The sequence below is a fragment of the Hyphomonas sp. TMED31 genome (assembly GCF_002172815.1).
In the GTDB taxonomy this organism is placed as follows: domain Bacteria; phylum Pseudomonadota; class Alphaproteobacteria; order Caulobacterales; family Hyphomonadaceae; genus Hyphomonas; species Hyphomonas atlantica.
Map to the genome: position 1 here is coordinate 128,768 of NZ_NHCK01000014.1, position 12,132 is coordinate 140,899.

Below are 12,132 nucleotides of genomic sequence, written 5' to 3' on the forward strand. Positions count from 1 at the left end.
CGCAGCAGGAGCAGTGATTTCGGGGGGAAGTTCAGACCCCTGGTACAACGCGCTCAACAAGCCCTTCCTGACGCCACCTGATATCGTTTTCGGACTGGTTTGGCCGGTCCTGTTCATCCTGATGGCAGCCGGCGCCTTGATCGTGCTGGATCGGGCGGGCTCGTTTGAACGCGCTGTCAGCCCACTTGGGCTGTACTATGCGATGCTTGTGTTCAATGCCGCCTGGAGCTTTGCATTCTTCGGCTTGAATGATCTGCTGCTGGCGCTCGGAATACTCGTGGCGCTCTGGCTGTTGATTGTCGCCATGATGCAGGATTTCTGGAGATTTGCGCCGCTCGCCGCGCTGCTGCAGATCCCGTATCTCATCTGGATCAGCTTTGCGGGCTATCTGAACGGCTTCATCCTGTTCGCGAACTGAGGTGCGCCAGCAATTCGCCCCGCGTCAGGGTGAAGTCAGAGGCGACCCAGTCCGCCTCCAGCGCCCGCAAGCACGCACCAATCTCGGGCCCTTTCAGGCCTGCCGCCAGCGCATCATCGCCGCCGATTGGAAACTCCGGCCGGGTCCAGCCAGCAGCAGCCCGGCGCACCGCCTGAAACGCCTCGCCCTGCGACAGCTGCGCAGCTTCGATCAAGGCGCGATCTTCCACCGCCTCTGGCCCATGCCGGTAGAACATCTGCCGAAGCGCCTGCGCATCTGCGCCGAGAACATGAGCCAGTGCCGGGTCCGCCCACGCGGTGAGCCGGTCCGCCTCTGCATTTGACAGCCTGAGATGGGTCGTCATCTGTCGCACATCACGCACGCGGCGGGGCGTCATCGCCATCAGCCGCTGCAACGGATCAGGCTCCAGCCTGGCCCCCTGCTCTACCGCGACGAGTGATGGCATTTCAGACGCTGTCGCGCCCGGCAATACAATGTCCAGAATGCCGGTCTCATCCATTGCGAGCAGGGCCTCTGACGGGCCCGGCGCTTCCATCAAACGCTTCAGCTCTTTCCAGATCCGTTCGGCCGCAATTCTCGTGAGGCCCTCTTTCTGGCGCTCACAGGCCGCGAGGCCGTCTGCATCCATCCCGGCCCCATACCAGGCATTGAAGCGGAAGAAGCGCAAGATGCGCAGATAGTCTTCACGCAGGCGCTGGTCGGCGTCACCAATGAAGATCACGCGGCCCTCGATGGCGTCGGCAATCGAGCCCTGCACGACTTCATGCAGCTGGCCATCGGGGCTGGCATAGATCGCATTCAGCCGGAAGTCGCGGCGCTCGGCATCCTCGGCCCAGTCCTGTGTGAAGGCGACCACCGCACGGCGGCCATCGGTCTCGACATCCCGGCGCAGGCTGGTGATCTCGAAGGGGCGCCCGTCATGTATCGCGGTAATGGTGCCGTGTTCGATCCCCGTCGGGATGGCGCGAATCCCTGCTGCTTCCAGTGCAGCTTTTGTCGCGCCCGGTTCCAACTGTGTGGCGATGTCGATGTCGTCAACTTTCGCGCCGCGCAGCTGATTGCGGACGCANCCACCCACAAAGCGAGATCCGCCCGGTTTCGCCGCTTCCAGCGCCGCCATGACCGCGCGCGTGCCCGGCCAGTCCAGCCATTCCGCAGACAGGCGCTCAGTTTGCGTCATCATCCGGCCGCACAATATCCGGCGTCTCGGCGTCCGGATCCGGCGCGATAATGGTCGGCTCCTCGTCGGGGCGCGTCGCATCTTCGGTGTTCGGGGCCGTCGCGCGGATTTCCCCGGCATCATGGATCTCGGTTCCGGGACCGGTTGCCCCGCGCGCAGATCTCACGCCATCGCGCTCNAGCGGAATGCCGACATTCCGCACGTCGTGTTCGCAAGGGTAATCGCGCGCAGGAATCAGTTTGCCATTCTCCAGCCGTGCAGGCTCATGGCAGATGTCGCGCTCCTTGGGCTCCAGCAGGATCAGCACGAACCACGCAACCGTCGCCAAACCGATACCGCACAGGAACAGGATATTAATCGGCCATTTCCGCTTGCCCTCCTGCTGGGCATTGGACGTTGCCAGCAGATAGAGCCCGAACACGATGAACGGGATCGAAAAGATGAAAAGCTCAAAGACGATGCGTCCGGCCAATGTAGACTGCCCTCCGGTTTGTTTATTCTAGATAAGGCGTTGCCGGACCGAGCAAAACCCTAAATGCCGCACCGATCAATCATCATAGACGGTATGGTAGAGCTTGCGGATGATTCCTGCCGTCACGCCCCAGATGCGAAACCCGCCATGCGGCATCTCGTAGAACTGGCGTTCCTTGCCCCGATAAACCGCTCTGCCNACCTGATGATTGGCAATGTTCATCAGGAAATCGAGCGGNGTTTCAAACACGTCTGCCACTTCTGTCGGGTCTGGTGTCGGCTCGAAGTCGGATGGCAGCAGGCCCACNACCGGCGTGATACGAAAGCGCGTCCCGGTGACATAGGGCGCGCCGCGGCCGAGCACGTCCACATCTGACGGGCGCACACCCACCTCTTCNTCGGCTTCGCGCAGCGCCGCAGCGACCTCATCCACATCGACCGGATCGATCTTGCCGCCCGGAAAGGCCACCTGACCGGCATGCGTAGCCATTGTATCCGGGCGCAGGGTCAGCAAGGCGGTCGGGCCGGATTTGCGCGGGATCACCCCGATCAGCACAGCCGCAGGCCGGATGAGGCCCAGATCCTCAGGCGTCAGGAACTCCATATCGCCATATTCGGTGAGCTGCGCTTCCCCGCGCGGCGGGTCCAGCCGGTCACTGACGCGCGTCAGGAAATCGTCGAGCCCGTTCCAGCTCATGCCGCGTCAGCCTGCTGATCCAAGCGGAAAGAAGCTGCCCTGACTCCATACGCCGAAGGTATCGCTGCCATCCGGCGCGGGCTCTGCCAGTTCGGCGAGTTCGTAGAAGACCGGTCGCGTGAGTTTGGCTTCAAGCTGTCCGCGCACGAGGACATAGGGCGAAGGCTCTCCGGTTTCCGGGTCGGTTTCAATCCGCAGCGGCGCATCCGGCCCTGCCAGGGTCACATCGCCCAGATTGGTCACGAAGGCCAGCGTCTGTTGCGGTCCGGGCTCCCCTGCCCGTTCGACCCGCACAGCGGTGAACGGCGCGTCTTCGACATGGACGATCACTTTTTCGTAGGGCGTGACGAGCCAGATCTTGCCGTCGGGATCCTGTCTTAGAATGCGGGAAAACAGCTTCACCAGCTTTTCGCGATTGATACGGCCGCCCTCATGCCACCAGCTGCCATCGGCGCGGATTTCCATGTCGATGTCTGCCGTGCGGTCCGGATTCCACAAATGGACGGGGGGCAGCTTGCCCTCTACCTTGCCATCGGGAAGGATCGCTTTAAGCGTCTCTTCGAGACTGATTGTGGTTGTGGCACTGGAATTCACATTTTGCTCCGCCATGATCCGGCCTTAGACATAGGTTTGTTTATTCAGGACGAAAAGCCGGAGGCGCCCTTTTGATGGCCGATACTGAACAGGTAAGTGATGCAATCGTGGCCGAAGCCGAAGCCGCCGCAGAGACGCTGGCGCAGGTAAAAGCCGAAATTGCGAAGGCAGTGTTCGGGCAGGACCGCGTGGTGGAATTGTCGCTCGCCGCCGTTCTGGCCGGGGGGCATGCCCTGCTGATCGGCGCGCCGGGCCTGGCCAAGACACGCCTTGTGGAAGCGATGGGCACGGCGCTGGGCCTGGCCAATCAGCGCATCCAGTTCACGCCCGATTTGATGCCGTCAGACATCATCGGCTCTGAAGTTCTGGACGAGAGCCCGAGCGGGCAGCGCACGTTCCGCTTTCTCAAAGGGCCGATCTTCACCCAGCTGCTGATGGCCGACGAAATCAACCGCGCCAGCCCGCGCACCCAGTCTGCGCTTTTGCAGGCCATGCAGGAGCGTCATGTGACCGTCGCTGGCGTGCGCCATGATTTGCCCGCGCCCTTCCATGTGCTGGCGACGCAGAACCCGATTGAGCAGGAAGGCACCTATCCCCTGCCCGAAGCGCAGCTTGACCGGTTCCTGTTGAAGATTGATGTCCAGTATCCGGATCTCGATACGGAGCGCCGCATCCTGATCGAAACCACAACGGGCGAGGACAATATCGTCCGCCCGGCACTNGATGCNGAGCGNNTGATCGCGCTGCANAGCCTCGTTCGGCGGATGCCGGTAGGCGAGAAGATCGTGTCGACGATCCTGGCGCTGGTGCGGGATGCCCGACCGGAACAGACGAGCGACGAGCGCGTGAAGCGGCTTGTCGACTGGGGCCCATCCCCACGCGCGGGCCAGGCCCTGATGCTGGCGGCGCGGAGCCGCGCGCTGCTGCGCGGCCGTCTTGCACCCAGCATCGAGGATGTCGAGGCGCTGGCCGAACCCTGCCTCGGCCACCGTATGGCGATGCGCTATGACCCGACGGGCGAAGCGCCNANCCTGACCGATCTGATCAATGACCTTGCCCGGAAGGTTGGCTAGCGCTCCCGGAATGACACCTGCCCGCGAACTTCAACACGTATCCAGCCTCGCCCTCATGGCTGCGTGCCTTATGGCCTGTTCGCAGCAAGCCCCATCGGCTGCATCTACAAATTTCGATTCCTGCCTGATCACACATATGGCAGCAATCGCGATGCTTCAGGATGCCGCCGATAAAGACAGCACAGAACTACGAAAAGCCGTGATAGCCAGTCAGAACGAATTGTTGCGAGACGATACGATAGACAAAGACGAACTTGCTCAGCGTACATCTGTACTCATGCACGCCTATTCGGACGCGGCCAATGTCGCACTTGCTGAAGCCGAAGCCACCGGCACGCCGATGCAAACACTTTCTGCGAACGCTATTGCGTGCGGAAAAGCGGTAACCGCATGAATAGCTCCGCCGACCTTCGCTCAGAAGCCGAGAGCCTTGCCCGGCAATTGCCCGGCCTGAACTTCAAGGCCGAGGCAAGCGAGGCTGCGCATATCGGCTCGGCCGGGCGCAGGCGGCCGGGCACCGGCGAGCATTTCTGGCAATATCGNCGCTACGCACAGGAAGACGCCGCAGACCGGGTCGACTGGCGCCGCTCGGCCAAGGGCAATGAATTGTTCGTACGCGAAACAGAATTGGAAACCGCGCGCACGGTGCTGTTNTGGTGCGATGATGCGGCGGGCTTTCGCTGGAAGGGCGAAGGCGACCTGCGGACCAAGGCCGAGGAAGCACAGCTTCTGATGCTGGCACTGGGCATTCTGATGTCAAAGGATGGCGAGCGGATCGGCATGCTGGGCGCAGGCCGGTCTGCCAGTTTTGGCAAGAAGGCCGTTGCGCGACTTGCCGAAGATCTCGAGCGTGGCACGAATGGGCAATTCCCTTCTCCCCCACGCTCCGCCGCGACGCTGGTGCTGGCGTCAGACTTCTACGCTCCGCTTACGGAATGGCAGGNAAGGCTTGCGCCGCTGGCGGCNAAATGCCCGGAAGGCGTTCTGCTGGCCGTGTCCGCGCCGATCGAAGAGGACTTTCCCTTTGAGGGCCGCACGAAACTGAGCCGGCCGGGCACGGGCATCGACCGCATNCTGGGCCGCGCCGAAACCATGCGAGACACCTATTTGCGCCGCTTCTCCGAACAGCGCGACGGGCTGAGGAAACTGGCCACCCAATTCGGCTGGAGACTGGTGACGCATACTGTCGGGCAATCCTCGCTGGAGGGTGCCGCGCGCCTGAAAGCACAGATCGAAACCTTCGGAGCGAAATCATGACGGCGCTCGGCCCATTCCTGCTCGGTGCGCCCTGGGCGCTTGCCGCGCTCGCCGCGCTGCCGCTGATCTGGTGGATCCTGCGCGCGACGCCACCTGCCCCGCGCCATGCCGAATTGCCGTCGATGCAATTGCTGGACGGGATCGAACCGCAGGAAGAAACCCCGGCGCGCACGCCTTGGTGGGTCTGGCTGATCCGCACACTGGCAGTCGCCGCTGCGATCCTTGGACTATCGCAACCGGTCTATGCACCGGGCGCACAGACGGAAACGGCAGAGGGCACCGGAAGCCTTCTCATTGTCGTGGATAATGGCTGGTCTTCTGCGCCGCGTTGGCCGGACCTGATCAATGCCGCNACCGCCACGCTGGACAGCGGAAACCGCGACGCGCCGGTTCACCTGTTGCTGACCGCNCCGCAACAATTCAATCCGGACCCGGCCGAACGCATTTCCCGCGCGGACATGGCCAAACGCCTCGCTTCCCTGCGTCCGCAGGCCTGGGCACCAGACCGCGCCGATGCATTGGCACGACTGCGCGATTCCACCTTTACGCCCGACCGCATCTTCTGGGCCAGCGATGGTCTGGAAGGACGCAACGGACAGCGCTTCGCGCAGGAGCTCTCCAGCATTGCGCCGCTGACCGTCTANGCTGCTGCGCCGACNGGGCCCGTCGTGATTTCCAGCATCCGGTCCCAGACAGATTCGGTCTCTGTTACAGCGAGGCGCGCAGACGCCCGCGGCGTAACAACGGGCTATGTTTCTGCCCTGACCATTGACGGCTCGGCNCTTGCCACCGCTCCCCTGGACTTTGCCGATGGGCAGAGCGAAGCCGTCGCAGAGTTCACGATCCCTGCTGCAGCGTTGGCGCGGGTGGCCCGGTTCAATGTCACCGGGCAACAGGGCGCGGGCACGGTCTGGCTCTGGGATTCGGCGGACCGCTCCCGCAGGGTTGGTCTGGTCGATGCGGGCGCGTCTGCGCAACCGCTGCTGTCCGACATGCATTATATCCGCAAGGCGCTGGAGCCCTTCGCGACCATATCCGAAGGCAGCATCGAAAACCTCGTCGCCGCCTCCCCCGATGCGATTATCATGAGTGATGTCGGCCAGATCCTGCCGCAGGATGCCGAACTGCTGAATACATGGGTGGAAGACGGCGGCGCGCTGATCCGCTTTGCCGGTCCGCGGCTCGCCGCGCAGGGAGATGACCTCTTGCCAGTAGCGCTGCGCAGGTCATCGCGCGCGCTCGGCGGCGCGCTCGCCTGGGACGAGCCCCAGGCCATGGCGTCTTTTCCTGAAGCGTCTCCCTTTGCCGGCCTTTCCGTGCCGGGCGATGTGCGCATCAAACAACAGGTTCTCGCCCGTCCGGGACCGGAACTTGCATCCAAGACCTGGGCGCGACTCGCAGATGGCTCGCCGCTTGTCACCGCCGACACGCGCGGCAATGGCACGCTGATCCTGTTTCACACCACCGCTGGGCCGGACTGGGCAGACCTTGCCTATTCCGGCACCTTCTCGCAGATGCTGCGCCGGTCCATTGCCGCCGGGCGCGGCGAAGCGGTGGGCGACGCGGAAGGCGCGTACACGCCATACCTGACCCTGGACGGGTATGGCCGCTTGTCCGCTGCCGGACCGAATGCTGCGCCATTAAAAGCCGTCGATTTTGCGGAGACGGTATTGTCGGAATCCCACCCGCCCGGTCTTTATCGGGGGCCTGCCGGAACCCGCGCACTGAATGCTGGCGCAGGGCAGCGCCCAAGACTGATTGCCGAATGGCCGCTATCGGCGCGCCTGCTCGGCGATGCAGAGGCGCGCTCGCTGCGACTGGCCGGACCGCTGCTGACTCTGGCGGCATTATTGCTGGCACTTGACCTGTTCATCGCCCTGTTCGTTGCTGGACGACTCCGCCGGTTCGGACGGAGCGCCGCGACCGCCTGCATCCTGATCGGAGGAGCGATGGTCGCCCTGCCCGGCCCGGACGCCGTGGCCCAGCCCTACCAGTACGAGCTGCTGCCCGATGGAACATATCGCCGTGTTGATACGAGTCCGGACGTCATTCGTCTGCCGTCTACAGGCAATTCAACGCAGAAGGAAATCGACGCGGCGCTGGAAATGCGGCTGGCCTTTGTCGAGACCCCTGANGGTAACCTGAACCGTCGAACCGAAGCCGGGCTGTCCGGTCTGACCAGCATATTGCGGATGCGTACCTCGGTTGAGCCCGCCGACCCACATGGTGTGAATCTGGAAACGGATTCGCTTGAACTCTACCCGCTGATCTACTTCAACGTACCGGAGTCCATGCCCCCCCTGTCAGAAACAGCAATTGCAAATCTCAACACCTATCTCCGCTCCGGGGGCGCTCTGGTGATCGACACCCGCGCGGGCGGGACCATCGGTTCACAGACCGATGTCAGCAGACTTGAAACCTTGCTCGAAGGCCTTGATGCGCCGCCCCTGCAAACAGTGGGCGAGAATCATGTCCTGACTCGCAGCTTCTACTTGCTGAACGACTTTCCCGGCCGGTATGCCCAGCGCAGCCTCTGGATCGAACAGGCCGGTGACGCAAGCGCTCCGCGCGGCGACGGCGTTTCACGGCTGATCATCGGAGATGCTGACTGGGCATCCGCATGGGCGGTCGATGCGCAGGGGCGCGATCTTTACTCCGTAGACGGCGGCGCAGAGCAAAGGGAAATGTCCCGCCGCTTTGGCGTGAACCTCGTCATGTATGTCCTGACCGGCAGCTACAAGGATGATCAGGTTCACATACCCGCCTTGCTGGAACGGCTGGGGGATGGTGAAGATCCTGATGACGAGCCCGTTGAACTACCCAGCCGCATTCTGGATGGGGGCCCGTGATGATTGATGCGACCCGTCTCGGCTTCGAGCCCTTCCTTGGCTGGCCAATCCTATGGGCTATTGTTGCCATCGCGGCGCTCGCCTGGATTGCCTATGCCATCTTGCGAGGCCGCGCATGGCTGACCCGCGGACTGGCCCTGACCCTGGTGGCCGCGGCCCTCTCGAACCCGTCGCTGGTAAAAGAGGAAAGAGAACCCCTTCCCTCGGTTGCGGCGGTGATCCTCGACCGGTCCGAAAGCATGGAATTTGGCGCGCGCGAGACAGCTGCCACCGCAGCCTATGCGGCGCTGACCGCTGAACTTGAGGCGGACCCGAGCCTCGAAGTACGCTTGATGGAAAGTGATCCAGGCGCCGATGGCACCAATCTCTACGGCGCGCTGGAAGGCCTCATGGCCGATGTTCCGCGTGATCGCATTGCCGGGGCCATCCTGATCACGGATGGTCAAATTCATGATTTGCCGGATCCGGACTCGGATGAACGGCATATCGGCCCATTGCATGGCCTGATCGTAGGCGATCCAAACCGGGGCGACCGGCGCGTGTCCATTGTGGATGCTCCGGATTTCGGCATTGTCGGCGAAATGGCAGAACTGGTTNTCCGCNTCGANGATCCCGGCATGCCGGAGGGACGCCCGGTCCAGNTCGAGCTGTCCATCAATGGCGGAACCCCGCGCCGGATGGATGTGACACCGGGCGAAGACACGACCGTGCCGATGGAAATNGAGCGGCGCGGCGAAAACGTCATTGTCGTGGAAACCCCGCCGGGACGCGAAGAACTGACGCTTGCGAACAATCGCACGGCAGCGACGCTTTCTGGCGTCCGCGACCGGTTGCGAGTTCTCCTGGTGACCGGCAAGCCGAACCAGGCCGGGCGCGTNTGGCGNGACCTGCTCAAATCCGACCCGTCGGTAGATCTCGTCCACTTCACGATTCTCCGCCCGCCCTACAAGCTGGATTATACGCCGACGGAAGAGCTTGCCCTGATCGCATTCCCGACAGAGGAATTGTTCGANGACAAGCTGGAAGAATTCGACCTCATCATCTTCGACCAATATGAGCGGCGCGGCGTGATCACCCAGTCCTACCTCGCAAANATGGCCAGATACGTGACGGATGGTGGCGCGCTGCTGATTGCGGCGGGCGAGCCATTTGCCGGGCCGGGAAGTCTTGCCCGATCGCCGCTCGCCTCTGTGCTTCCGGCCACGCCGACAGGGGATATCTATACCGGCGAATACACGCCGGAACTGACCGAACCGGGCAAGCGGCATGCGGTGACGATGCCGTTGGATGGCCGCGAATGGGGCGGCTGGATGCGCTATATCGATGCCGAGGCNCAGGCCGGAGATGTGCTGATGAACGGACCGCGCGGAAAGCCGGTGCTGATCGTTGACCGCGTGGGCGATGGCCGGGTCGGCATGCTGATGACGGACCAGATCTGGCTGTGGGCGCGCGGGCATGATGGNGGCGGNCCGTTTGCCGAACTGATCCGGCGGATCGTGCACTGGATGATGAAAGAGCCCGAACTGGAAGAGCGCAAGCTGAGCCTCGTTGCGGAGGGCGATACAGCGCGCGTGGAGCTGCGCACCTTGCTGGATACCGCGCCGCCGCTTCTGGTCGAGACGCCGGAGGGCAGTTTCCTNGAGCCGCAATGGCGTCAGCAGGCGCCGGGGCAATTCGTGGCCGAGGCGCCGATTGACCAGCTGGGGCTTTACCGCGCCGAGGCGGGCGGGCTGGAAGCTGTCGCGCTGAACGGACCGGCGAACCCGAAGGAATATGCCGATCTTCAGTCCNCGACCGAAGTNCTGGCGCCGATGGCGGATGCAACNGGCGGCGGCGTGTTTCGCCTGAACGAGAGCGGCACGAATCTGCCGGACATTCGCCGNACCGGCGCGCGGGGAAATTCGGCGGGCGGCAACTGGCTNGGCCTGAGAGAACGCGGCGCTTACGCCGTNCGGTCTTCCAGCAGCCAGCCGCTGCTTCCGGGGCTGATCGCGGCGGCGTTCCTGATCGGCCTGTTGCTGCTGGCCTGGCGGCGTGAGGGCCGGTAGGGATACAGATAAAACCGTACAGGAACAAAGGGAGCGCCAAGATGGCCGAGCTGACGCTGGAACAGAAGATCGAGGAATTATGGGCGCGCGAGGCGATTCGCGATTGCCTGTTTCGCTATGCGCGCGGCATTGACCGGGCCGATGAGGCGATGCTCCGCTCTGCCTATTGGCCCGANGGCACGGACCATCATGGGCCGTATCAGGGCAGCGCATCCGGCTTNGTNGACTGGGCGATGAAGACCCTTCCCTATATCGAGCGCGGCATTCACCAGATCCACAACATCCTGATCGAATTCCGCGAGGGCGGCGCCGCGGTGGAGAGTTATTTCTCTGCCTTCCAGCGCCAGCCGGGCGCGGACCGGCAGATGCAGCAATGGGATATGAAGGGCCGCTATCTCGACTGGTTCGTGAAGCGCGACGGCGAATGGCGCATCCTGAACCGGCTGGTCGTGTTCGACTGGACCGAGGAAATGCCGCTGCCGCCGGGCAGCGAGGCCGAGCGCTTCGGCCCGCGCACGCCGATTGGTGCGAGCCATCCGGAAGATGCGGTCTATTCCTTCTTTGAGGGGAAGTAGGGTTTCCGCTTTCCCGGCCGCTTCATCCTTCGACTTCGCTCAGGCTTCGAGGGGCCAGACATCGCACTGCGATGTCCCAGAGAAGGCCCGAAGCGCAAGCGCCGGGCTTTTGCTCCTGATCGCTTCATCCTTCGACTTCGCTCAGGATGAGTCGGTGAATGAGGAAGACTTTGCCTCAAGAGATTAGCTCATCCTGAGCGAAGTCGAAGGAGAGCGGAGCCCGCCGCCAGCGCCAGCGACCGGAGACGCGGATAGCGCCCCGGTAATCAGATGAAATTCTACGGAAAACTCAGGACGAGTCCGGCCAGTCGGCCAGCGCGCGGGTCAGCAGGCTCGGCAAGGCGGTGGAGACGCTGCCCAGCTCTGCGCCGAGGCGGAAATCCCCCGGACTGGGCGGGCAGATCGGGCGCGGCTGCCGCCTTGCCTTCAGCCCGGCCAGATGCCGCGCGAGCCGTTTGGCGGCGCGGTCGGGATGTTTCAGCACACGGTGCAGCGCCACGATCTGTGCAATCAGCGGCGCGGCAAGCACCGGGCCGGAGGGCTGGGCCGACGCGCTGGCCGACCCGGCAAACACCTGGTGCCAGTCTATCAGGCCGGACACCGCCCGCCCGGTGAGGCGCAGGCGAAAGGCGGGCGGCTGAAGCCCCGCGAAACTGTCGGTCACGTCTTCCACGCCATCCGGCAAGCTGTCCGGCTGCGCGGCGGGGGCGCCCTGCCCGCGCCCGGCATGTGCGGTCGGCGCAATTTCCAGCGCGCTGGCCATCAAGGTGATCAGCCGCCGGACAATGGTTTCAATGGCTTTCAGGCGGCTACGCTCCCTGGCGCGCAGGCATTTGGTCACGTGTTTCGGCTCCAGATGCAGCCCGGCCTCCGCCCGCACCCCCAGCAACGCCGTCCGCGCCGCCGCCAGCCCCTGCTCCACAAATGCCTGCATCCCGTTCATGCGAGA

At 63.6% G+C, this 12,132-nt stretch carries 12 protein-coding genes; 7 read left to right on the plus strand and 5 right to left on the minus strand.

Features of this window, described 5'->3' with window-relative positions; all coding sequences use genetic code 11:
* Window positions 1–13: 13 nt before the first annotated feature.
* Window positions 14–418, plus strand: a complete 405-nt coding sequence (locus CBB91_RS02390; protein ID WP_345906707.1) for a TspO/MBR family protein — start codon at window positions 14–16, stop codon at window positions 416–418.
* Here the strand turns inward: CBB91_RS02390 and CBB91_RS02395 are convergent.
* The 4 genes from CBB91_RS02395 to CBB91_RS02410 all read right to left on the minus strand — a co-directional run bounded on the left by CBB91_RS02395 (window position 399) and on the right by CBB91_RS02410 (window position 3,381).
* A complete protein-coding gene (locus CBB91_RS02395) occupies window positions 399–1,622 on the minus strand; it encodes a CCA tRNA nucleotidyltransferase (protein ID WP_273011670.1) in 1,224 nt (407 codons plus the stop codon). The two genes, CBB91_RS02390 and CBB91_RS02395, sit on opposite strands and share 20 nt — an antisense overlap.
* The gene (locus CBB91_RS02400) at window positions 1,606–2,091 is read right to left on the minus strand and encodes a DUF6111 family protein (protein WP_035547259.1); all 486 of its coding nucleotides are present in this window, start codon (window positions 2,089–2,091) and stop codon (window positions 1,606–1,608) included. Before CBB91_RS02400 ends, CBB91_RS02395 begins: the two co-directional genes overlap by 17 nt.
* A 75-nt stretch (window positions 2,092–2,166) precedes the next feature.
* Window positions 2,167–2,787: a CoA pyrophosphatase gene (locus CBB91_RS02405; protein ID WP_273011673.1), complete on the minus strand. Its 621-nt coding sequence runs from the start codon at window positions 2,785–2,787 to the stop codon at window positions 2,167–2,169.
* A 6-nt stretch (window positions 2,788–2,793) separates the two neighbouring features.
* Window positions 2,794–3,381, minus strand: a complete 588-nt coding sequence (locus CBB91_RS02410) for a DUF1285 domain-containing protein (RefSeq protein ID WP_345906708.1) — start codon at window positions 3,379–3,381, stop codon at window positions 2,794–2,796.
* Window positions 3,382–3,455: 74 nt separating this feature from the next.
* On the opposite strand from CBB91_RS02410, the gene CBB91_RS02415 reads away from it, so the two are divergent.
* The 6 genes from CBB91_RS02415 to CBB91_RS02440 all read left to right on the plus strand — a co-directional run bounded on the left by CBB91_RS02415 (window position 3,456) and on the right by CBB91_RS02440 (window position 11,183).
* The gene (locus tag CBB91_RS02415) at window positions 3,456–4,454 is read left to right on the plus strand and encodes a MoxR family ATPase (RefSeq protein WP_273011676.1); all 999 of its coding nucleotides are present in this window, start codon (window positions 3,456–3,458) and stop codon (window positions 4,452–4,454) included.
* Between the two features lie 10 nt (window positions 4,455–4,464).
* Window positions 4,465–4,848 (plus strand): hypothetical protein, encoded by a 384-nt coding sequence (locus CBB91_RS02420; RefSeq protein ID WP_345906709.1) that lies wholly within the window; start codon window positions 4,465–4,467, stop codon window positions 4,846–4,848.
* On the plus strand, window positions 4,845–5,711 hold the full coding sequence (locus CBB91_RS02425; protein ID WP_273011681.1) for a DUF58 domain-containing protein: 867 nt from the start codon (window positions 4,845–4,847) through the stop codon (window positions 5,709–5,711). Before CBB91_RS02420 ends, CBB91_RS02425 begins: the two co-directional genes overlap by 4 nt.
* Window positions 5,708–8,560: a DUF4159 domain-containing protein gene (locus tag CBB91_RS02430; protein ID WP_273011682.1), complete on the plus strand. Its 2,853-nt coding sequence runs from the start codon at window positions 5,708–5,710 to the stop codon at window positions 8,558–8,560. The genes CBB91_RS02425 and CBB91_RS02430 overlap by 4 nt, the downstream gene beginning before the upstream one ends.
* A complete protein-coding gene (locus CBB91_RS02435) occupies window positions 8,560–10,608 on the plus strand; it encodes a hypothetical protein (RefSeq protein WP_273011683.1) in 2,049 nt (682 codons plus the stop codon). The genes CBB91_RS02430 and CBB91_RS02435 overlap by 1 nt, the downstream gene beginning before the upstream one ends.
* Before the next feature lie 41 nt (window positions 10,609–10,649).
* Window positions 10,650–11,183 carry a nuclear transport factor 2 family protein gene (locus CBB91_RS02440; protein ID WP_273011684.1) on the plus strand — a complete coding sequence of 178 codons (534 nt, stop codon included), beginning with the start codon at window positions 10,650–10,652 and terminating at the stop codon, window positions 11,181–11,183.
* Between the two features lie 289 nt (window positions 11,184–11,472).
* Here the strand turns inward: CBB91_RS02440 and CBB91_RS02445 are convergent.
* Window positions 11,473–12,132 (minus strand): hypothetical protein (locus CBB91_RS02445; protein ID WP_273011686.1); only part of this gene is annotated, 660 nt, incomplete at its 5' end.

What these genes read in the sequence shown, in the direction of transcription:
- CBB91_RS02420 (WP_345906709.1), top strand. Translation starts at nt 4,465, where the DNA reads ATGACACCTGCCCGCGAACTTCAACACGTATCCAGCCTCGCCCTCATG.